14 protein-coding genes are annotated in these 23,037 nt (G+C 68.2%); 8 read left to right on the top strand and 6 right to left on the bottom strand.

Annotated elements, in window-relative coordinates:
* Positions 1–332 precede the first annotated feature (332 nt).
* From BJ971_RS27500 to BJ971_RS27490, 3 genes are all read left to right on the top strand, one after another.
* Complete coding sequence (locus BJ971_RS27500; RefSeq protein WP_184996090.1) at positions 333–1,571, top strand: trypsin-like serine peptidase; 1,239 nt, start codon at positions 333–335, stop codon at positions 1,569–1,571.
* A 290-nt stretch (positions 1,572–1,861) separates the two neighbouring features.
* Positions 1,862–2,440, top strand: coding sequence for a TetR/AcrR family transcriptional regulator (locus tag BJ971_RS27495; RefSeq protein ID WP_184996089.1), 579 nt, complete (start codon positions 1,862–1,864; stop codon positions 2,438–2,440).
* On the top strand, positions 2,437–3,099 hold the full coding sequence (locus BJ971_RS27490; protein ID WP_184996088.1) for a maleylpyruvate isomerase family mycothiol-dependent enzyme: 663 nt from the start codon (positions 2,437–2,439) through the stop codon (positions 3,097–3,099). Before BJ971_RS27495 ends, BJ971_RS27490 begins: the two co-directional genes overlap by 4 nt.
* Before the next feature lie 130 nt (positions 3,100–3,229).
* Here BJ971_RS27490 and BJ971_RS27485 read toward each other — a convergent pair whose 3' ends face one another.
* From BJ971_RS27485 to BJ971_RS27465, 5 genes are all read right to left on the bottom strand, one after another.
* Positions 3,230–3,727, bottom strand: coding sequence for an NUDIX domain-containing protein (locus BJ971_RS27485; protein ID WP_184996087.1), 498 nt, complete (start codon positions 3,725–3,727; stop codon positions 3,230–3,232).
* A 124-nt stretch (positions 3,728–3,851) separates the two neighbouring features.
* The gene (locus BJ971_RS27480) at positions 3,852–7,175 is read right to left on the bottom strand and encodes a TIR domain-containing protein (RefSeq protein WP_184996086.1); all 3,324 of its coding nucleotides are present in this window, start codon (positions 7,173–7,175) and stop codon (positions 3,852–3,854) included.
* A gap of 255 nt (positions 7,176–7,430) precedes the next feature.
* The gene (locus BJ971_RS27475) at positions 7,431–8,843 is read right to left on the bottom strand and encodes an FG-GAP-like repeat-containing protein (RefSeq protein WP_184996085.1); all 1,413 of its coding nucleotides are present in this window, start codon (positions 8,841–8,843) and stop codon (positions 7,431–7,433) included.
* Positions 8,844–8,962: 119 nt separating this feature from the next.
* On the bottom strand, positions 8,963–9,226 hold the full coding sequence (locus BJ971_RS27470) for a hypothetical protein (protein ID WP_184996084.1): 264 nt from the start codon (positions 9,224–9,226) through the stop codon (positions 8,963–8,965).
* Between the two features lie 86 nt (positions 9,227–9,312).
* A complete protein-coding gene (locus BJ971_RS27465) occupies positions 9,313–9,474 on the bottom strand; it encodes a hypothetical protein (protein ID WP_184996083.1) in 162 nt (53 codons plus the stop codon).
* A gap of 258 nt (positions 9,475–9,732) precedes the next feature.
* On the opposite strand from BJ971_RS27465, the gene BJ971_RS27460 reads away from it, so the two are divergent.
* From BJ971_RS27460 to BJ971_RS27440, 5 genes are all read left to right on the top strand, one after another.
* A complete protein-coding gene (locus BJ971_RS27460) occupies positions 9,733–10,764 on the top strand; it encodes a helix-turn-helix domain-containing protein (RefSeq protein WP_184996082.1) in 1,032 nt (343 codons plus the stop codon).
* 884 nt (positions 10,765–11,648) lie between these two features.
* Positions 11,649–12,143, top strand: a complete 495-nt coding sequence (locus BJ971_RS27455; protein WP_239087431.1) for an RDD family protein — start codon at positions 11,649–11,651, stop codon at positions 12,141–12,143.
* An 827-nt stretch (positions 12,144–12,970) separates the two neighbouring features.
* On the top strand, positions 12,971–16,843 hold the full coding sequence (locus tag BJ971_RS27450; RefSeq protein WP_184996081.1) for a ThuA domain-containing protein: 3,873 nt from the start codon (positions 12,971–12,973) through the stop codon (positions 16,841–16,843).
* A 176-nt stretch (positions 16,844–17,019) separates the two neighbouring features.
* Entirely contained in the window at positions 17,020–18,531 is a 1,512-nt protein-coding gene (locus tag BJ971_RS27445; RefSeq protein ID WP_184996080.1) for an Ig-like domain-containing protein, read from the top strand.
* Positions 18,532–19,274: 743 nt separating this feature from the next.
* The gene (locus tag BJ971_RS27440; protein ID WP_184996079.1) at positions 19,275–20,747 is read left to right on the top strand and encodes a recombinase family protein; all 1,473 of its coding nucleotides are present in this window, start codon (positions 19,275–19,277) and stop codon (positions 20,745–20,747) included.
* Positions 20,748–20,851: 104 nt separating this feature from the next.
* Here the strand turns inward: BJ971_RS27440 and BJ971_RS27435 are convergent, their stop codons facing one another.
* The gene (locus BJ971_RS27435; protein ID WP_184999128.1) at positions 20,852–22,792 is read right to left on the bottom strand and encodes a M4 family metallopeptidase; all 1,941 of its coding nucleotides are present in this window, start codon (positions 22,790–22,792) and stop codon (positions 20,852–20,854) included.
* Between the last annotated feature and the right edge of the window lie 245 nt (positions 22,793–23,037).

The following is a 23,037-nucleotide window of genomic DNA, read 5'->3' as shown; positions in this document are numbered from 1 at the left end:
GGCGACACCCCGATCGGGAAGGGGTATGACTCCGCCGCCTTGCCCTCTCGCAAGTCATCCCCTCGAAGTACGGCCGCGTCCGTAGATCGTCGGACCTCCCGAGCCGTCAGCCACGGGGATGTCGCGCAGGCTCGGTCCGATAGCTATGGCCGAGCACTTTCATAGCCGCCTGTTCGGTCTCGGCGGAGGGTGTCTACAGCCGTACCGCGCGGTGTCGTATGAGCCGATCGATATCTACCAGCGTCTATGTATTGCTCGTAGCGTGGCGCTAACTTGGTCGGACTCCGACAGGCGGAAACACCGACCGGTGCTACTGCTGGGGAGGAACAACCATGGCACATGCTTTGCGCTCGCTTCGGACGGCGATGGTCCTGGTCGGGGCCTGTGCGCTTGGACTGGGACTGCTATCGACGGCGCCCGCTCAGGCCGACGTGCAATCGGCCCGACCGCTCGCGCCGGACTCGGTGCGCGCGCCCGAACCGGACCAGTTCTCGGTGGAGGGTGTCACCACCGTCGGCGAACTTCGCACCCTCAGCGCCTCGCTGTCCGACCACGGCGGCAACCGCACACAGATCATTCGGCACCCCGGCGCGACGTACATCAAGGTCCACGTCAGTGCGCTCCGACTGGCCCCCGGCGACTTTGTCACCGTGTCGAGCCCTGATGGCCGTGAGAGCTACCGGTACGCCCGAAACCTTGACCGGGCCACCAGCTCTGACTTCACCACCGACGGGCAGCCGGGCTTCTGGGCGATGTCGGTGGAGGGTGACACCGCGGTGGTGACCCTGCACAGCAGCCGCGCTCGCAACGCGAGTGCCGTGACCATTGACCGTTTCTGGCGGGGCTACGACCAAGCGGAGATCACCCAGTACAACGTCTCGCTCATGTCCGTCTGCAGCACCGATGCTCGCCGCGACGTGGTCTGCTACCAGAGCAGTCACCCAGCCGAGTACGCCCGCGCCGGGGCCGTGGCGCGGCTGCTGATCAGCGGTGGTGGACTGTGCACCACCTGGCGAGTCGGCAACACCAACCGGATGCTGACGAACAAGCACTGCTTCTCGACGCAGGCTGCGGTCAGCGGCAGCGAGATGCAGTTCGACTATCAGTGCGCCACCTGTGGAGGCGCGAATCCCGGGGCGGGCACCAAAGTCAGCGGCGCCACCCTCTACCGGGTGAGCAGCGGTAGCTCCAATCAGCTGGACTACACCCTGTACTCGGTGAACAACTTCGCCAACATCCAGAAGTTCGGCACGCTGTACCTGGCGACGGCCGCCACCAGCACTGGCACGCGCATCTACATTCCCGGACACGGCGACGGCACCGCGAAGCGAGTGGCGATCTACGAGGACGCCCAGAACGGCCCGACCTGCGCCGTGAAGAACGCGAACTACAACACGTATAACATCAGCTACAGCTGCGACACGTCAGGTGGCAACTCGGGCTCGCCGGTGCTGAACAGCAGCCACCGCGTGGTCGCGCTGCATCATCTTGGCGGCTGCCCGTCCAACCAGGGCGCAAAGGCACATCTCATCTACAACGAGATCGCCAGTCTGATCGACAACAACGGCTGACGGCTCGCAAGCTCTCGCCGAGCGGGCGCTACGGGTCCGGTACCTGCGGCGCCCGCACAGCGCGGTGCCGGGCAGGCAGGTCACCGGGCGGCCGCTCGGAACCGCCACCGCGGCCGGTTCCACGCCGGCGATGACGCCATCCCGGACCAGCACCATGGCGCCCCCCGCCAGCACCCGCTCGCCGTCGAACGCGACATCCGCGCGATAGGCCTCCATGACGCCAATTACTACGATCGTAGTCACCAGTACGACTATTGAAGTCGAGGCCACTGCTAGCGTAGTGTGCGAGCATGGCGACCCGACGTGAGCAGCTCCTCGACGCCGCGATCACCGTGCTCGGCGATCGCGGCATCCACGCGCTCACTCACCGCGCCGTCGACGCCCAAGCCGGGCTGCCGGCCGGCTCGGCCTCCAACCACTTCCGCACCCGCGACGCGCTGCTCGACGCGGTGATGGACCGGTTCGTCACCCGCGAGCGGGCACTGTGGGAGGAGCTGGCGATGCGGATGTATCCAACGACGCCGCACGAGCTGGCCGAGGTGCTCGTCGCCGCCGCCAAGACCGCGACCGGCCCGCAGCGCACGCTGACCCTGGCCCGGTACGCGATCCTGGTCGAGGCCGGCATCCGCCCGGCCATGCGTGCACACCTGCTCGCCGGCGGAGCCCGGGTCAACGCCTGGTTCATGACCTGGCTACGCGTCGCCGGTTCGACCGACCCCGAGCGCGACGCGCCGATCATCATGAACCACTACACCGGCATCGTCCTGCACGACCTGGCCATCCCTGATCCGACCTTCGACCCGACCGACCAGATCACCACGCTCGTCACCACCGTGATCCGTTCACAGTCCACGGAGGTACCGTCATGACTCCCGACCAGGTTTGGCAGGCCATCGACACCCAACGGGCCAACCTGTGCGACCTTCTCGCCGATCTCGGCGACGACCAGTGGCGGCAGCCGTCACTCTGCGCCGGCTGGACCGTCCGCGACGTCGCCGCCCACCTGACACTTCAGCAACTCGGCCCCGCCGCCGTCCTCGCCCAGATGCTCAAGTGGCGGGGCAGCATCGACCGCACCACCGCGCACGCCGCCCGGTTACGCGCCACCGCCCTGACCACCGAGCAGACCATCGCCGAGATCCGCGCCACCATCGGCTCACGGCGGCACATCTTCGGTGTCACCCACCTGGAAACCCTCTGCGACATCCTCGTGCACAGCCAGGACATCGCCATCCCGCTCGGCCGCAGCCTCGACATGCCGGCCGACGCCGCCGCGGTCGCCGCCGGCCGGGCGCTGTCGATGCGGTGGCCGCCGCCGCTGCCCTCGGTGAAGGCGATGGCCGGGTTCCGGCTCACCGCCACCGACACCTCGTGGTCGACCGGCGACGGCCCCACCGTCCAAGGCCCCATGGCCGCCCTGCTCCTCGCCTGCTGCGGCCGCCTCGCCGCCCTACCGCAGCTCTCCGGCGACGGCGCCGCCGAGCTCACCACCCTCCTCACAGCGCAGTCCACCGCCCGCCGCCCATGACAAGGAGCCCACCTTTCAGCGTCGACGTCCCGGTGCAGCTGTACGACGCCTTCCACGCCGCCAAGGGAGGAGATCTTGGTAGCCCGGTGCCGTCCGCTCCTCCTCGATTGCGGTCGCCGGTTCCCGACCGCTAAGGGCTGATCCCCGGCACAGGGCGGCCGTCCTCGAGATAGCGCACCCGTTTCGTCTTCCAGGCGGCGCGTACCCGGCGTCGGACCGGTCCGCTGAGCAGAGGCAGCGCCGTGTCGATCGGCAGGATCCGGCTTTCGGTGATCTCGACCGGCTGGATGACCACCGTGTCCAGGACGGTGTCGTCGTACACGCCGCAGTCGAAAAGGAAGCGCATACCACCCGGACGGCCAGGCCGAGGGCGCAGGAAGTCCACGCACACAAGCCGCCCCGTGGTGATGTCGAGGCCGCACTCCTCCTTGGTTTCGCGGCGACACGCATCCCAGGGTGACTCGCCGATCTCGACAATCCCGCCCGGGATCGTCCAGCCGCCCTTGTACGTCGGCTTCAGGATGAGCAATCGGCCCTTGCGGCCACGTACCAGAGCTCCGGCAGAGGCCGGGATGGTCGGCAGTACGAACGCCGGCTCGGGTAGCTCACCAGCGTTGACGTCGCTCATGGAGATCATGCTAGATCTGGCGCGACCGATCGGCCATCCGCCGGACATCACAGCTGGCGGCCTTCCAGTTCGGTTGTGCCTTCCTGCGTTCGCCGCGGAGGCCGGACTGCCGGGTCCGGCCGAGCTACCCCGGGCAGGTCGGCTGGTATGCCACCTCCGGGATGTAGGCGACCCATTCGTCCGCCATGAAACCGCCGCCCGCAGCCCCGCAGGCGACCGCCGCGGGCTCGTCCCGCAGCGCGATCAACGACGAGTAGTCCCACAGCACGGCGCGCCTGCCCCCAGGTTCCCCACCGCTGGCCGTCAGTGTCCGCCCGTCCGGATGCGGCAGCAACGACTTCGACCCCAGCGAGGCGCGCCGCATCGACGTCATCCGGACCGGCCCGGACAGCTCTCCCACGTCCCAGAACACCACCGAGCCGTCCTTGGACCCGGTGATCAGCGTCCGGCCGTCCGGCCCGAACGCCACCGACCACACCGCGGCTTTGGTGCCGGTCAGGATCGCCTGCCGGCGGGCTCGGCCGGTGAGGTTCCAGACCGCCGCCGTCCGGTCGGCGCTGCCCGTCGCCAGCGTGCGCCCGTCCGGGCTGAACGCCGCGGCGAGTACGGCGTCGGAGTGTCCCTTGAGGGTCATGCGCCGCACCGGCTTCGTCCGGTCGGTCACGTCCCAGAGACCGACCGACCGCCCTTCGCCCACCGCGACTGTGCTTCCGTCCGGGCTGTAGGTGATGGCCTCGACCCAGTCCTCGCCGTCCAGGTGGGATATCGGGTCAGGCCGGGACGGCTCGGTGACGTCCCAGAGCATGACGGTGTACGCCCCGATGTCGAGTGCGAGCGTGCGCCCGTCCGGGCTGAACGTCATCCGCCCGTCCGGTTCCCCGCCGGGCACCCCGCCGACTGCTTTCGGCGCGCTCGGGTCGCTGACGTCGGTGAGCGTCACCCGCGCGCCGTCCGTCAACCCGCCCGCGGCGATCAGGCCGCCGGACGGGCTGACGGCCGCCATGCCGATGCCCCCGTCGCGGACGCGCACGGTAGCGCGCGCGACCGGGCGGGCCCGGTCCGAGACGTCCCACACCGTCGCCATCCCGTCGGCGTGCACGGTGGTCAGCCGCCGCCCGTCCGGGGTGAGGGCCGCCGTCACCGTCCGTCCGGCGGTACCGTTCGCCTGGCCGATCGCCGTCGGCTCACCGTGCGCCACCGCGTTCCACAGGCTCAGCGTGCGGAGGTCGCCGACCGTGGCCAGCGTCCGGCCGTCCGAGCTGAACGACATCGATCTCTGAGAACCGCCGTGGTCGTTGAGTTCGAGCATGGGTACCGGCGCGTCGGTCAGGTCCCAGAGCCGTACGGTCCCGTTGTCGTCGCTGCCGGCCATCGTGCGGCCGTCCGGGCTGAACGCCACGGCGTTGGACCGGGCCGGCGCCGTGTTGTCCCGCTGCGGCTTCGCCGGGTCGTCCAGGTGCCAGAACGCCAGATTCCCCTCCTGGTCGTTGGTGGCCAGCAGGGCTCGGAGCGGGTGGACGGCGACCCGCGCCCAACTGCCGGGCAGCGTGCCCACCTCCGTGGGACGGGTGCGGTCGGTGATGTCCCAGACGGTTCCGGGCGCGCCGGCGGTCACCACGCTACGGCTGTCCGGGCCGAAGCCCAGAGGCGCCGGATATCCCTTGGTCTGCCGGGTGAGCAGGGCGGGACGGGCGGGGTCGGCCACGTCCCACAGGGACCACACGCCGTCGAAGTCGACGACGCCGAGCATCTGCCCGTCCGGGCTGAAGGTGGTCCATTTGCCCATCGACTCGGGCACGGTGCCGACCAGCACCGGATGCGCCGGATCGGACACGTCGAAGAGATGCGGCGCGAGCTCGTAGCCGCCGGAGATTACGAGCATCCGGCCGTCCCGGCTGAAGACGGGCTGGGCGGTGAAGAGGAAGCCGTCGAGCGGGGCGAGCCGGACCGGGTTCGCCCGGTCGGACACGCTCCACAATGCGGCCGTGAAATCGGACTCGACGACGGCAATGACGTCGCCGGGCCCGTGCGCGGCGTACCAGGTGCCGTTCATCGTGCCGGCCCGGCGGGTGGAGGCGACGACTCCCGCCAGCTCCGTGCGGGCCTCGGTGCCCGGCTGGATCCGCTGTGCGGCGATTCCCAGCCGCAACGCCGTCACCGGGTCGTTGTCGATCGTCGCTTTCGCCTGATTCATAAGGCGTCGTCCGGTGGTGATCTTCTTCTGCTCCTCGGCGTTGGCCTCCTGCCGGCGCGCCTCCTCGGCGGCCTCCTCTGCCTTCCGCTCGTTCTGCTCGGCGATGGCCTTCTGCCGGCGGGCCTCAGCCGCGGCCTCCTCGGCCATCCGCTGCTGTTGCTGGGCGTTGCGACGCTGCCGTTCGGTCTCCGCGGCGGCCTCCTCGGCGAGACGTTGCTGCTGCTCCGCGATGATCCGCTGGCTTGTCGCCTCCCGCGACGACTGCCGCGCCAGTTCGCGTTGTTCCCGGGCCACCGCCTCCTGCTGTCGCGCCAGCGCCTGGGCGCGTTTCGCCAGCGTCTGCTGGCGGCGTGCGGCTGTCTCCTGCCGTTCCGCTTCGGCCGCCGCCCGCTGCGCCGCGGCCTGCTGTTCCCGGGCGCGTTCCTCCTGCTGCTTGCGCTCGGTAGTGGCTGCGCGTGCCCGTGCCTCCTGTGTGTGCGCGTTCTCCTCCTGCGCCCGGGCGTTCTGCTCCTGGCGGCGGGCCTCCTCGGCGTACCGCTCAGCCTCGCCGCGCTGGTGTGAGGCGTCCTGCTGCTGGCGCTGAGCCTCCACCGCCGCGGCCGTGGCCCGGTCGGCGTTGTGGTCCGCTAGCACGGCGGTCCCGGACGCCACCGCGGTCAGCAGGGCGACGATCGCCACTGCCACCCGGCGCAGCCGGCGGCCCTGTCGGTGCTGCCGGAGATCCTCGCTCTCCAGCTCGTCCTTGCCGACCCCGTGGATGGGTGCGGCCAGCTCTGCGATCGCGTCCCGGAAGCGGGAGTCGCGCAAATTCAGCTTCCGGTCGTCGTGCACCCAGCGCAGGTCGAGGAAGAGCGGCTCCTCGGCGAAGACGCCACGCAGCGCGTCCGGCACGGCCGTCGAGTCCGCGGACAGGTCGCCGCGCTCCGCGTCCCACCGCCACTCGCCGTCGGTCACCACGGGCAGGATCCGGCCGGCCGGCTTCGTCGCGATCCAGTACTCGATCTCCCGATTCACCCACGGCGACCGGGCCGCCGCCGGCGAGGCAAGCAGCACGAACCACTCGGAGCCGTCCAGCGCCTTCTGGATCGACGACCACAGCCCAGGCGTCACCGACAGGCCGGTCCGGTCGCGGAAAATCCACAATGCCTGGCGGCTGTGCCAGGGCTTCGCGAGCCGGTGCAGTCCACGCTGGATCGCCGGCGCCAGCTTGCCGTCCGCTGCGTGGCTGTACGAGATGAAGCCGTCGAAGCTCATGCCCGGGCCCCCGTCGTCCGTTGTCAACGCCGACCGATTGTGCACTCCGAAAGGCCATCGGCGGAATCAGGGACGCGGCCCGGCTGCCGGAGCGCCTCGCAGGTCTCGTGTGTTTCTCCCGTTGTGTGCCCGGGCAATGCCGGCGGTGCCGGCTCCGGCGAGTCGGCGGAGCGAAGATCCACCGCACGTGCGGCACCGTCCGGACGGCAGTTGCCGGGATCCTCGACGAGGACCCCGGCAACCGTACGGGCGTTGTCAGATGATGGAGTTGAAGTTGTTCCAGCCGTTGCCGATCTGCCGGGAGCTGGCGCTGGAGTACGGGACGCCGTTGTCGCGCTCGATGTTGTTCGAGTAGAGCCACAGCGTGCCGTCGGGCTTGCGGGCGACCAGGTCGGTGTAGCCGTCGCCGGTGACGTCGGCGGCGGTCACATCGAGGGTGTTCCAGCCGCTACCGATCTGCCGGAGGCTGGCGCTGCTGTACGGGACGCCGTTGTCGCGGACGATGTTGTTCGAGTACAGCCACAGGGTGCCGTCGGCCTTGCGGGTGACCAGATCCGTGAAGCCGTCGCCGGTGACGTCGGCGCCGATGACGGCGGTGAAGCCACCCCAGCCACTGCCGATCTGGCGGCCGGCGCTGTAGGGGACGCCGTTGTCGCGGACGATGTTGTTGGCGTACAGCCACAGGGTGCCGTCGGGCTTGCGGGCGACGAGATCCGTGAAGCCGTCGCCGGTGACGTCGGCACCGATGATGGTGTCGAAGTTGTTCCAGCCGCTGCCGATCTGCCGGGAGCTGGCGCTGGAGTACGGGACGCCGTTGTCGCGCTCGATGTTGTTCGAGTAGAGCCACAGCGTGCCGTCGGGCTTGCGGGCGACCAGGTCGGTGTAGCCGTCGCCGGTGACGTCGGCGTTCACGATCTGGTCGAAGTTGTTCCAGCCGCTACCGATCTGGCGGTTGGCGCTGTAGGGCACGCCGTCGTCGCGGATGAAGTTGTTGGCGTAGAGCAGGAGAGTGCCGTCGGTGGTGCGGGCGACCAGGTCAGCGAAGGAGTCACCGGTGACGCTGTGGCGGATCATCGGCTCATCGGCCGGCTGTTCGGGCTCAGATCCGCCGCCAAGACCGGCGGGGGTGACGTAGCCGATGATGTCCGTGTTGGTGCGGGAGTAGCTGGAGCGGCTCACCTTGCTCTGGGAGGTCTGGTTACCGCCGATCGTTCTGACCTGGGAAGCGGTAGCGCTGGTGACGATGGCGACGTGATCGATGGGGTGGCTGTCGTTGGAGTCATGGTTCCAGTCGAAGACGATGGCATCACCGGGCTGAGGGTTGTAGTCGCTGGTGCGGGAGTGGTAGAGGCTGCGGCCCTGCCCATAGGTCTTGAACGACTGGGCCCAGGAGTCCAGGCCTTGCAGGTCGGCCACGCCGCCCTCGGACCAGCCCCAGCGGGCGAACTCGGCGCACCAGGCAATGCCGCAGCTGTTGAAGTAGCCGGGGTTGCAGGCGGTGCCGCCGAGCTGGCTCTTGACCGCGTCGACGATCTTCTGGCGGCTGGGGGCCGCGGCGGCGGGGCTGGCGATCATGCTGAGGCTGCCGACCGCGACCATGGTGGCGGCCAGTACCTTGCGCCCGAGCCGTCGCCGTGCGGGAGACTGGGTAGCGGAGTGTCGCAACATTGTGGGTTCCTTTCGAGGGGCTGACTTTGAAGAGCTGCGGACCGGTCGTTTCAATGGCGCGGTGGAGTGATCCCCGACTCGAAGGGGATCGCCTTTTCCTGTGCGGGAGACGAATAGGGCTAGAACAGTGGCTGCAAGGCCCAGCCGACGGTGTCCGGGTTGGAGGCCAGGGCCCCATTGCAGAGTCGGGCACCCACGGCCCGGGCCTTGTCGCCGCTGTCGGCCATCAGCAGGATTCCGACGTCCAGCCAACATTCATGAAGATCACTGCCAGGGTCCGGTGGCCCGGTCAGGGGCGGATCGGGCGGCCGGACGCGGATGTGCTGCACCCGGTCCTCTTCGGTGGACTGTTCCCATAGCCGGGCCGCGAACTCACTGGCCATGGCCCGCTTCGCTGCCTCGCCACGCCACCGGATCGGACCGTGGACCCGGAACCCGCAGAGCAGAATCCATCCAGTGCCGGCATCGCTCATCCCCACTCCGCCCCGCCTGCGAGCACGGTCACGGCCGGATCGGGACCGCCGGGCCGCTGCACGGCACCCGCCGCCGAGGACAACGCGATCAAGGTGAGCATCGTCGAGGCCAAGGTCAGACCCGCCACCGAAACCGTCTTGGTGATCGCCTTACTCATGACAGACTCCTCCTGCTGTACGCATTCATTGATTGATGCGAGACAATTCTCGAACAGCTACGGGAACCGTTCGTTTTCCGTGTCGCGTTCCTTGCTGAAAACAACAATGCGGCACCGTCGGAGAGAAGTCGATGGATCGGACCGGGCACCAAGGTGCCGTGGCACCTTCGGGACACATCACGGCTCGGGACTTGCTCGCGCGTGTCTTGATCCACATACTTGTTGCGCTGCGCCGTAACTCGGGGGAGGGGCAAAGCCATGTTGAGTGCCATCGGTCTTTCCGCGGATGCGGAGCTCGTCTATCTCGGCATGCTCAGCGCACCGCACCTGGACCTACCGCAGCTCGCTGCCCACATAGACATGCCCGAGGATGCGGTCCGAGCCACGCTCGACGAACTCATCGACCTGTCTCTGGTCGTCCACGGCAACGACGGCGCCAGACCACGCACCATCGGACCCACTGTCGGCCTCGCCTCGCTGATCGCTCGCGCGGAGGCGGAGGTAGAGGAGAAGCAACGCCAGCTCGAAGCCACCCGCACCGTAGTGATGTCCCTTGCCGCCGCGCATGAGGAGACCCGCGACCGCGAGCAGATCACCAAATGGGCCGGCGTGGATGCGGTCCGCGGCCGTCTCGAGGACCTGGCCGCGCGCACCACGGTGGAATGCGTGTCGCTCAACCCGCACGCCGCGCAATCCCCTGAGGGCAAGAGCGCCAGCCAGCCACTCAACCAGCGGATGCTCGAACGCGGCGTGGCCATCCGCGCCGTCTACCAGGACAGTCACCGGCACAACCCGTTGCTGCACGAGTACGCCGTCTGGATGACCGCAATGGGCGCCGAACTCCGCACCGCGCCCACCCTGCCGATGCTGCTCGTCATCTTCGACCGGCGCACCGCGCTGCTGCCCATCGACCCGACCGACAGCAGCAAGGGCGCCCAGGAGGTGCACGCGCCGGGCATCGTCGCCGCCGTCTACGGATTGTTCGCCCAGATCTGGTCCACGGCGACACCCCTCGGCCAGGCACCCGCGTGCGACGACGCCGACCTCGACCCTCAGCTACGCGAACTGTCCCGACTCCTCGCCTGCGGCAGCACCGACGAGATGATCGCCCGCAAGATGGGCCTCTCCCTGCGCACCATCAAGCGCAAGTCAGCCGAATTGATGGATCGACTCGACGCACGCAGCCGGTTCCAGGCCGGCGTCATCGCCGCTCAGCGCGGCTGGATAGAACCCGGTGACACCTCCGCGCGCCGAGCCGACGCCGCCCTCGCGCCTTCCTCAGACGTCTAGCCAACTCCCGGTATGCGATGACTACGGAAGGCGATCAGCTAAGCACTAGCGGTCAGTATGTCGTTTGCTAGATCCAAATGGCAGGCCGATGACGCTAGGTTGGCCGTCGGCGCCGGACCGCCGGTGTCCGCGGATACATCACTCCGCGAGGTTGAGCGTGTGCCGATCGGGGATGGCTGTGAGTACGGCAAGAGCAGCGCTTTCGGCGCCTTCTTGACGGCGACGCTGGTTCTGGGCGGCTGCGGATCGGGGAACGACGCCGGGACGGAATCCGGCGCGGGGCTGAAATCACTGATGCATGCGAGTTCCTGATCGCCGCCGACCTGCCGGAGGTAGAGGGGGAGAGTCGTGTTCGGCAAAGACGGCTACGAACCAGAACTGTCGATGCTGAACAGTGGGTCGACTTGCACTTTCAAGCCGAACAGCGCCCCGTTCCATGTGTACATGACGGTCCAGGATGACGGCAGGCCCGGGAAAGACGCGCCGCCCCAGGACATCGCCCCGCATGTCGGACGTCTCCAACGGCGTGATCGCTCGGCTCTGACGACATGCTCTGTCCGGGCTCGGCCTCGGATTTCCTGCTGGAATCTGGAGTACGGCATTGGAATTCAAAGCCGCATGTAGGAAGGTGTCTAAACCTCTTCAGCTTCTCGAAGGCGTATTCCCAACCGGGGACGTTCACCCCAACCGCATCGTACCTACCAGAATTGGAACACAATATGGTCAGTCCCGAGCCCTTCCCGGGGTCGCGCGGCGATGAGCCGGCTCCCTATGGACCTCCCGCAACTCCGCCGCCGCCTGCCTACGGTGCGCCGCCCCCGCCGCCTGCCTACGGTGCCCCGCCATCGGCGCCCGGTTACACGCCGCCGCCCTACACGCCGCCGATGGGTGGCGCCGGGGGAATGCCCGTGAACGCAGTTGGCCAGCCGGGCAACTTGATCGACCGGTTCGTGGCGAGGTTCATCGACGGTGTCATCGTCGGCGTCGTGGGCGTGGTCCTCAACATCGTGCTCGCGTTCGTGTCGGATTCCTGGCTGCTCACCGGGTTCATCTCCGCGGTGGCGACCGCAGCCCTGTATCTCGGCTATTTCGCCTACTTCGAGTCGACCCGGGGCCAGACGATCGGTAAGCAGGTGATGAAGCTCAGGGTGTTCGGGCCGGGTCACGTCGGCAACCCCACGCTGGAGCAGGCCGCCCGCCGGAACATCTTCATGGCGTTCGGCATCGCCGGCGTTGTTCCGATCATCGGCAGCGTCCTGGGCGGGTTGGCCGGGCTGGCAGCAGTGATCTTGATTGTGGTCAACATCAACAGCGACCCGCAGCGTCAGCACTGGTTCGACAAGTTCGCCGGCGGCACCCAGGTGCTCAAGGTCGGCTGATCGGTGCCACGCTCACATCAGTGACATGTTCACGCCGGCCGGCCCGTGCTCAAGTTGTCTTCCGCTTGAGCACGGGCCGGCCGACGTCGGTATGAGCTCGAGCCAGGTCGCACACAAAACTCTCCGGCTGCGATCACGGTGTGCGTATCCCTGGTGTTGGCTCGGACACGTCAACCCCCTTGGTGGGGGTTGAATGCTGTCTGGCGCTTGGATGCCAGCCTGCCTCACGTAGAGGGGTCCCGGCCCGATCCGATCGCCGGGATGCAGAAGCTCTTGGGGAAGCGCTCCATCCAGCGAGAGTCGGATGCCGCGGTGCCTGAACGGGTGGATGTGGCGCGCGCTCCTGCCGCGCACCGTCTGCCGACAATGGATCGTCGTTAGACCCCCATCGGCCAGGGCATCTTCGTCGAAGCGTCCCGTAGATCACCGCTGCGCGCTCTCCGACCGGAGTGGACTTCGGTTGGCGGATTTTCACGACGGTCGATGAAACCGTTGTTGGGTGATGGCGAATCTGTTAACTTTTTCACACCTCGATGAGAAAGCGCTCTCCCGGGATCGAGGTCCAAAGAAGACAACGGCACCGCACCCCCGAGCAGTCGCCGTCAACAGCCGTCCACGTCCATCCGACCCCACCCCCGTCCCCATCACGGCGCCGCGCGACCTTCACCGAGGCGCGACGTGCCGATGACCCTCCACCGCCGGGACAGACGCGGCACTGCCATGGGCGTCCCGGGACCTATCCGCGCGGGGTCGCCCACCGCGGCCACGTTCGAGACGTGATCGGCGCACGTCTCGGCTGCTTCCTCACGAGAGGTACCCAACCGATCATGATTCGCAGAGTGCTGCTGATCGTCGCTCTTGTACTGGCCGGGACGGGCGTCAACGCCGCCCCGGCATTCGCGGCCGACTTCTCGGTGCTGATCTTCAGCAAGACCGCGGGGTTCCGGCATGACGCGATCCCCGCGGGGATCACCGCGATCCAGCAACTGGGCACGCAGAACAACTTCACGGTCGAGGCGACCGAGGACGCCGCCCAGTTCACCGACACGAACCTGGCCAGGTTCAGAGCGGTCATCTGGCTGTCCACGACCGCCGACGTGCTCGACGCGACCCAGCAGGCCGCGTTCGAGCGCTACATCCGCGCCGGCGGCGGCTATGTCGGCGTGCACGCCGCTGCCGACACCGAGTACGACTGGCCCTGGTACGGCAACCTCGTCGGCGCCTACTTCGCCAGCCACCCCGCGATCCAGCCGGTCACCGTCCGCATCGAGGACACCGCCCACCCGTCCAACGCGGGCATCCCGGTGAACTGGAACCGCACCGACGAGCTGTACAACTACCGCACCAACCCCCGCTCGCAGGTGCACGTCCTCGCGAATCTCAACGAGGCCACGTACACCGGCGGCACCATGAACGGCGACCACCCGATCTCGTGGTGCCGGCCCTACGACGGCGGCCGCTCCTGGTACACCGGCCTCGGCCACACCCAGGAGAGCTACACCGAGGCCAACTTCCGCACCCACCTGCTCGGCGGCATCAAGTACGCCGCGCAGAACATCGGCAACTGCTCGGTGCCGGCACCCGTCGGCACGTTCAGCCAGGTGAACCTGGCCAAGGGCGTGGCGGAGACCGGTGAGCCGATGGGCCTCACCGTGCTGCCCAACCGGGGTGTGCTGCACACCGCGCGGGACGGCGTCATCCGGTACACCGACGTCAACGGCAACACCAAGGTCGCCCTGACGCTGCCGGTCTACAGCCACGACGAGGAGGGTATGCAGAGCATCAAGGCCGACCCGAACTTCGCCAGCAACCACTGGGTGTACGTCTACTACGCGCCACCGCTGAGCACGCCGGGCGGCGACGCCCCGTCCACCGGCACGGCGGCGCAGTTCGCCCCGTTCAACGGCTCCAACAAGCTGGCCCGGCTCACCGTGCGGGACGACAACACGATCGACCCGGCCTCGCTGGTGACGATCCTCGACGTGCCGACCAGCCGTGGGCTGTGCTGCCACGTCGGCGGTGACATCGACTTCGACGCCGCCGGCAACCTGTACCTGTCCACCGGTGACGACTCCAACCCGTTCGACTCGGCCGGTTCCGCGCCGCTCGACGAGCGGGCCGACCGCAACCCCGCCTACGACGCGCAGCGCACCGCCGCGAACAGCAACGACCTGCGCGGCAAGGTGCTGCGGATCAAGCCAGGTGCGACGGGCGGCTACACCATCCCGGCCGGCAACATGTTCGCCCCGGGCACGGCGAACACCAGGCCCGAGGTGTACGCCATGGGCTTCCGCAACCCGTTCCGGATGAGCGTGGACAAGGCAACCGGGGTCGTCTACCTCGGTGACTACGGCCCCGACGCCGGCACTGCCGACCCGCAGCGCGGGCCGGCCGGCACCGTCGCGTTCGAGCGGATCACCCAGCCGGGCTTCTACGGCTGGCCGTACTGCTCCAACTACAACACCCCCTACCAGGAGTTCACGTTCCCCGACGGGCCGTCGGCCGGACCGTACAACTGTGCCGGTGGGCCGACGAACAACTCCCGGAACAACACCGGCATCACCACGCTGCCGCCCTCGCAGGCGGCCTGGCTGCCGTACGGCGGGCAGGGGCCCTGGCGGCCCGAGTTGGGTGGGGGCGGGCCCATGGGCGGTCCGGTCTACAACTTCAACCCGGCGCTGGCCTCCGATGTGAAGTTCCCGGCGTCCTACAACGGGAAGGCCTTCATCGGCGAGTTCACCAGCCGCTGGATCAAGGCGGTCACCCTGAACGCCAACGGTACGGCCGGCGCGATCGAGCCGATCCCGTGGACCGGAACCGCGATCATGGACATGGAGTTCGGGCCCGACGGCGCCCTGTACGTGCTCGACTACGGCACCACCTGGTTCGGCGGCGACGCCAACTCGGCCGTCTACCGGATCGAGTACAACAGCGGCGGCAACCGGGCGCCGATAGCGCAGATCAGCGCCACCCCGTCCTCCGGCGCGGCGCCGCTGGCCGTGCAGTTCAGCTCGGCGGGCAGCAACGACCCGGACGGCGACCCGATCACGTACGCCTGGGACTTCACCAGCAACGGCAGCACCGACTCCACGGCGGCCAACCCGACGTTCACCTACCCGGCGAACGGCGAGTACACCGCGACGCTGACGGTACGGGACAGCGGCGGCAAGATCTCGACGGCCAGTACCGTCGTCGGGGTCGGCCGACCATCCATCCAGTTGATCGCACCGCCCGACGGATCGGTGTTCCAGTTCGGTGACCTGGTGCCGTTCGAGGTGAGGGTCACCGATCCGAACGCCGGCACCATCGACTGCAGCCGGGTCGTGGTCAATTACATCGTGGGCCACGACAGTCACGGTCACCCGATCACCAGCAAGACCGGCTGCACCGGGTCGATACAGACCACGGTGGACGGTGAGCACGACGCGAGCGCGAACATCTTCGGGGTACTCGCCGCCGTGTACACCCCGGTCAGCGGGGTCGCGGTCCAGGACCAGCACGTGCTACAGCCGCGGACCCGGCAGGCCGAGCACTTCGGCACCATGAACGGCGTCCAGATCGCCGCCAAGCCCAGCGCGCACGGCGGCAACGCCGTCGGGTACATCGAGAACGGCGACTGGATCTCCTTCACGCCGTACAACCTGGCCGGCGTGACCGGTGTCAAGGCGCGGGTCGCCTCGGCCGGCGTCGGTGGCACGCTGACCGTGCGGGCCGACTCGCCGACCGGCCCGGTGGCCGGCACGGTGCAGGTCGCCCCGACCGGTGGCTGGGAGACGTGGGTCGACGTCACCGGGACGATCAGCCCACCATCCGGCACGCGCCAGCTGTACCTGGTGTTCACCGGCGGCGCGGGGTCGCTGTTCGACATCGACGACTTCACGTTCACCTCCGGCGGCACGCAACCGCCTTCGGCGAACCTGGCGTTGAACAAGCCGGTGACGGCGTCGAGCACGGAGTCCGGCACATACCCGGCCTCGGCCGCGGTGGACGGTTCGCTGACCACCAGGTGGGCGAGCACCTTCAGCGATCCGCAGTGGATCCAGGTGGACCTCGGCCAGTCGACCTCCATCGACCGGGTCAAGTTGACCTGGGAGGCGGCGTACGGCTCGGGGTACCAGATCCAGACGTCGGCCGACGGGACCACCTGGACCACGGTCCGGACGGTCACCGGCGGTGACGGTGGGGTGGACGACAACACCGCGCTGGCCGCCACGGGTCGTTACGTGCGGATCAACGGCACGACCCGCGCCACGGCCTGGGGCTACTCGCTGTTCGAATTCGAGGTGTACGGCGGCGGCGTCGTCCAGCCGCCCTCGGGCAACCTGGCGTTGAACAAGCCGGCGACGGCGTCGAGCGCCGAGGCGGTCGCCTACCCGGCCTCGGCCGCGGTGGACGGCTCGCTGACCAGCAGGTGGGCGAGTGCCTTCGCCGACCCGCAGTGGATCCAGGTGGACCTCGGCCAGTCGTACCCCGTCAATCGGGTCAAGTTGACCTGGGAGGCGGCGTACGGCTCGGGGTACCAGATCCAGACGTCGGCCAACGGGACCACCTGGACCACGGTCCGGACCGTCACCGGCGGCGACGGTGGGGTGGACGACAACACCGCGCTGGCCGCCACCGGCCGGTATGTGCGGATCAACGGCACGACCCGCGCCACGGCCTGGGGCTACTCGCTGTTCGAGTTCGAGGTCTACAGCTGATCGGGTAGACCGCGCACGATGGGGCGCGGGGACCTTCGACGGTCCCCGCGCCCTGGTCTGTCCCGGCCATCCCCGCATGACGGGCGCGGTGGCCGGTGCCGCTCCCGTCGCCGCGCGTGGTGCGACGGTGAACGCGCTTTGGTAGCCTGTGCAACCCTCATGATCTTGGAGTATCGATGTACGAACCATCGCGGATCGCCTGGCGCCTCGGTGTTTCGGCGGCCGCGGCTCTCTCCCTCGTCCTCGCCGGCACCGCACCTGCCCTGGCCGACGACACCATCGCACCCGACACCACCCCTCCGGTCATCACCAGCACCGGGCTGACCGATGGCCAGACCGTCCTGCGGCAGTCGGTACTGCATCCCGTGGTCACCGATGATGTCGGGGTCACCGCCGTCTTTGTCCGGGTCGGCACGGGCAGCTCTTTCCGCTGCACCGTCGATGCCTCCCAGGGTTTCAACTGCCCCATCACCGTTCCCGTCGCGCTCAACGGCACCGACGTCGACGTGACGGTTCGCGCCTTCGACGCGGCGGGCAACCGCACCGACCAGATCACCCGGGTGCACGTTGTCGCAGTGGCCTTGTCCGGTGCGCTCGCGCCGAAGGCGGGAACGGCGATGCGTAGCGGGCCCATGACCGCCACGCTGAGCGACGTCTCGACCGAGACAAGCAAGATCGAGATGACGGATGGACCCGCCGGCGCCGTCCTCGCCACGCTCACGGCTGCTCCATGGGCTTTCACCTGGAACGCCTCCGCAACCGCCACCCCGCCGTGCTTCCGGCTCAGCGAACCGGCCGGCAACAGCACGACCTACTGCTCGAACTACGTCGTCTCCGACGAAGCCCCCGTGATCAAATCGGTCTGGGTCTTCCACGAATATGGCGGCAATCTGGCCTGGTCCAGCCGGCTCGACGAGGGCAAGGGTTGGATCGGCACCGACGGCACGATCAGTTCGAGCGCTACGGACAAGGTCGGAATCGATCACACCGAGCTGTGGGTCGACGGCGTGTTCCACAGCAGCGCCACCGGGCAGTCGGCCTTCTTCTACTGGCACGACGCGACGCGCGGAAGGACCTTCGCGAACCTTGAGGTGCGCGTAACGAACCGGGTGGGTCTCACCACCACCAAGGCGTTTCGGCTGAATATCGACAACGTCGGGCCGGTGCTGCAGATCTCGCCGCGAGCCGGCACGCTGCTGCGCGGCAAGCAGGTCATCGTGACCAGAACCGCGACCGATCAGCACCGCATCGTCGTGCCCGACTCGGCCGGTTTCAGTTCTCCGTGGCAGCCCTCCCCGTTGTCGTACATCGAGTACGTGGCCCTGCGCGGAGACGGCCCAATCGGGCTGGACTTCGCCGTCCATGACGAGCTCGGCAATCCAGCCACGCTCAGCAACCGGGTGACCGTGGACAACACGAAAGCCACCGTGGCGTTCGCGAAAGCACCGAAGAACAAGGCGAAGGTCAAGGGAACCGTCAAGGTGACCGCCACAGCGCGCGACAAGTACGGTGTCGCGCGGGTCCAGCTGCTGATCAACGGCAAGGTCGTCGCAACAGACACCACGGCGGCCTACAAGTTCTCGATCAACACCAAGAAGTACGGCAAGAAACTCAAGGTTCGGCTGCGGGTGTACGACAGGGCCGGCAACGTGACCACCACGTCAACCCGTACCTGGTACCGCCGCTGACTGACGCGTGGATAGCGCACCCTCAGGGGCTGACCCGCCCGCAATACCGGAAGTCCGGCGGCGGGCCGACCGGCTGTCCGTCAGTAACCGGCAAAAGCGCTGAGGGCCCGGGATTACCGGAACGCGTCCGTCAGTAGCTCAGTGGAGCCGGAGTCCGGTTCCTGTCCGGCCGGTCCGTCGCCGTACATCTTTGCCGGAAGCACAGCGGCGGGCCGGTACTTACACAAAGTGCGAAGAGCACTACACATTGTTGTCTATGTATCGTCCGTGTCGGCTTATTGCCCACGCGGGCCTTTTGGTGTTCACTGTCCGCTTGACCGACGTCGCTGTGCTTCCGGCAAAGATGTGCGGGCGACGACCGTTATGGACAGGAATGGCAGGTGATCCGGGGTGCCCAAGCCACCTCGGGGAGAACAAGCGTGTGTCGACATCACCCTTGATTCTTCCCCGGCGACCCCACCCATCGGTGTCGTCATCATCGTGATCGTCTACTGGGCGATCGAGCTTCCCCAGCTCTCCGAGTGGCGGTCCGTACTGGAGTCTTTGCTCCATGCGGCGGTTGCCGCCGTGAGTCTCCAGCTCGTTTTTCAGGTCGTCGTCGCGGCCCGGGGGTCGTTGCGGCGTGTCGGCCGCGCCCTGCGCGGCGTCGGGACCTGGGTGCGCCGCCGAGTGCGTCTGCGTGTTGAAGGAGGGCTTGTTCTCCGGATGGGGGAGAGCTGAACGCGGCACACGGTGCGCGTTCGATGAACGGTTTCCCTTGCGCGGACAAGCCGGGCACGGTGGGGACGTCATCGGACGTCTCCACCGTGCCCGGCCGCAGGTCGGCGGCTCACCTTCATCTGGTTCGGCCCGCAATCCCGGAACTGGTCAGCTCTGGAGATCAGGCGGTTGAGCGATTGCGCGATCTCGCTCGGGAAGGTCGCCTTGCCGCCGTGGTGGGCGAGGCGTCCGGCCGCGAGCGGGCCGCGTTGACCGGCGCCGCCTACTCCGTCGCCTGGCCGGTGGTCTACGAGCGGGTCACTCGTAGCGTCGAGCTTCGGCGCGGGCATTCCCGGTGTGCCGCGAGTGTCCGCTCGCTCGCCGACGAGTGCCTGGACCGCTTCCACGACGACGTGGAGGCGGTTGTCGGGGACCTGCTCTGCAATGCCCGCCAACCGGTGGTGAGCGTCGAGGCCTGGCTCACCAGCCGGATCAAGGCAGCCACAGTCGATGGCCATCGACGACGGCGGGGGGCGCGTGGAGCGCTGCAGCGTCCTCGCTTGCCGCAATGGCTGGCGGCCGAGCTGGGCCATGACTCCTGGCTCACGAGCCTGGCGCTCAAGGTTCTGGATTGGGTCGGTGTGCCGCAGACCGCAGGGGCCGACACGTGGCCGCTGGATTCGTGGGCGCAGAGCCGCAGGTCGACAACCGGCGATTGGCAGCACGGCGACACCGCCGTGGTCGCGCGCGAAGTCGACGTGGTGCTCCGGGCCATGCGCACCCGGCCCAAGTGGTTCGAGTGCTATGTGGAGCGGCCGCTCGGGATGAAGGCGCCTCCGGTGGCGGGGGCTCCGGCCGACGATGTCGGCGAGCTGCGCCCCTTGCGTGCTGCCGACCCGGGCGAGGTTGTCGATGCCCGGCTGCGGGAATTGGCCGCTGCCGCCGTCGAAGCCATCGGCCGCGGACTCGCCGATGGCGGGGATCCAGCCCGAGTCGTCAGCGAGGTGTTGAACGCCGTGTTCGGGCGGGTGACGCCCGCCGACTTGAACGTGGCACCCCATGTGACTGCCGATCCGACCTCCCGGATCAGCGAGCTCCTCGCCGATCGAAAGATCTTGGACCGTATCGTCGCCGACGTCGTCACCATTGTGCGCGGGCCGGAAGCGTCGAACCCACCGCAGGCGCCGGCCGAGGCCGCGGCGGGAACGGAGCCGACTGCCGCGGTCGCCGAAATGGAAACCCGCGATGACCCTCCATCGTGGGGCTCGCCCGAAACGCCTCGCCGTGGCCGGCCGCGGCTGTACTCCGACGACACGCTGGGCTTGATCGTGGACGCAAGGCTCAACGGACGCACGCTCCGGAATATCAGCGAAATGCTTAATGCCGCAGGCATTCCCACTCCAACAGGCCGCGGGCTTTGGTATCCGTCGCATGTGAGCCGGCTGCTCCTGACGCGCGACGCTCAAGCGCTGATCGCGAGCCGCCGGCAAGAGGATCAGTGGGGGCTCACGTCGTAGCCGCCGGCGCCGGTGAACCCGGAACCCGCGCGCAACAGCGGCCTTTGGGCGTACGCGAAAAGGCCGGCACCTTGCGGCACCGGCCCTTTCGTGAGGGGTTGAACTTAGAGGGTCAGGCTCCAGCTGCTGATGTAGCCGGTGTCGCCCGAGTACACGTCCTGCGCCTTCAGCTTCCAGGTGCCGTTCGCGGTCTCGCTCGACAGGTCGCCGCTGTCGGTGAGGATGATGTTGTCGGCGCTGTCCGACGTCGACGTGGCCTTGATGTTGTAGACGGTGCCGTCCGGTGCCACCAGGTCGACCTTCACGTCACCGCGGTAGGTGTGAATGATGTTCACCGACACCGACGAGGTGGTCGACGGTGCCCGGGTGCAGCCGCTGATGGTGATGCTGCTGGTGACCGCGGCGCCGGCGTCGGGGATCGTGACGCGGGTGGCGTTGCTGCCGGTGCAGCCGGCCGGGTTGCTGGTCGGGCTGGTCGTCGGGGTCGGCGACGTGGTCGGGCTGGTCGTCGGAGGCGTCGTGGTGCCGCTGCACGTCGGGTCGGCCGTCTGGGCCGGGACGCTGACCGCGGTCCAGGCAGCCTTGACCGTGTTGAAGTAGGTGCAGTTGCCCGGGGTGAGGTTCTTCGCCGCGGTCAACGTCCAGGTGCGGTACTTCAGGTACGACGAGCTGGAGGTCTTCAGCAGCATCGCGTTGTACATGATCTTCATCGCGTTCTGGATGCCGATACCGGTGATCGTGGTGCTGTTGCAGGTACTGCTGGCGGGCTGGCCGTTGCCGCTGGTGCCCTGCGCGAGCAGGTAGAACCAGTGGTTACCGGGGCCGGCGGCCGCGTGTACCTCGCCGCCGGGGGTGCTGCTCGAGTAGCAGTTCGAGTCGCCGACAGCCGACGGGTTGTACATGTTGCGGATCGCGCCGCTGCCGACCAGGTTGACCTCTTCGCCGACCAGGTAGTCCGGCGGGTCGTTCGGGTTGTTCGCGTACCACTCCGTTGCCGCGCCGATGGTGTCGGCGACGAACTCCTGGGTGCCCTGGCCGGAGATGCCACCGGGGGTGGTGTCGTCGATGCCGTGGCCCAGCTCGTGGCCGAGCACGTCGGCGGAGGAGATCCACTGGCCGGCGGTGTTCTTGCCGATCTGGATCTGGCTGCCGTCGTAGTACGCGTTCTGGTCGTTCAGGCCGACCCGGACCGGCCACGCGCCGCCGCTGCCGTTGGCGCCGTTGCGGCCGAGCCACGCGGACAGCATCGCGGTCTGCTTCTGCGCGACGTAGAGCCCGTCGACGCAGCCGGTCTCCTTGCTGGTGCCGGTGCCGTTGCCCCACACGTTGTCGGTGCCGCTGAACGTGGTGTTGGTGGAGGCGTCCTGGCAGCTCAGGCTCGTGACCGTCGGGTCCTTCAGGCTGTACGTCGACCCGGACAGGGTGGTGTTCAGCGAGACCGAGCCGTTGATCCAGCCGGTGCCGGTGCCCGCCACGTCGATGACGTGCTCGTAGGTGCGCAGCACCTTGCCGGTGAGGGCGTCGACGTCGACGGTGAGCCGGCTCGGGCCATCGGCGCTGGTGCCGCGGATCGTCGACTGCCAGGCCAGCGCCGCCGGCGTGCCCTCGATGGCGGAGACGATCAGATTGGTGGCCTCCACGCCCGACACCGTCTTGAGCTCGCCCTTGGCGATCTTCAGCGCGGCGGCCTCGGTCAGCTTCGGCGTGGTCGCGATCTCACCGATGGGGCTGCTCTGCGCCACCGAGGTCGCCACGGTCTTGCCGGCCGAGTCCGTCGAGACGACGAAGTCGCCGCCCTGCACCGGCAGGCCCTTGTAGGACCGCTGGTAGGGGACGTAGTTGAGACCGCTCGAGGAGATGACCGCGCCCCTGTGGAAGGTCTCGTTCGCGGTTGCCTGCAGGACTGCGGGGTTGCTGGCGACCAGTGCGTCAGCCTTGTCGGCGGCGACCTTGGCGGTCGCGGCCGGGTCGACGGGCTGGGCGCTGGCCTGTCCGGCCACCGCAACCATTGTCGATGCGGCGACGGTCCCGGTCGCCAGCGCCATGATCAGTGCTTTTCGACGGTTCACTCTCGTGCTCCTCTCCTGCCCGGGGGGTTAGGGCAGGCTCAAGGGTTCGGTGGACGGGTGGTCGCACCTGAACTGCTTGATCGAGAACGATAAACATGGATGGCCAGTACAGGTATAGGGAAAACCCTCGACGCCGGTCGAGAGCGTTCTCCTGGCCATACCGACTTAGTCCTACTGCCATCATCAGCTGTGATGAATCCCTGGTGGAGCAGCCGGGGTGC

This window comes from Amorphoplanes digitatis (assembly GCF_014205335.1).
In the GTDB taxonomy this organism is placed as follows: domain Bacteria; phylum Actinomycetota; class Actinomycetes; order Mycobacteriales; family Micromonosporaceae; genus Actinoplanes; species Actinoplanes digitatus.
The sequence above is the reverse complement of the archived record's forward strand: the minus strand, read 5'-3'. Positions and strand labels throughout refer to the sequence as shown.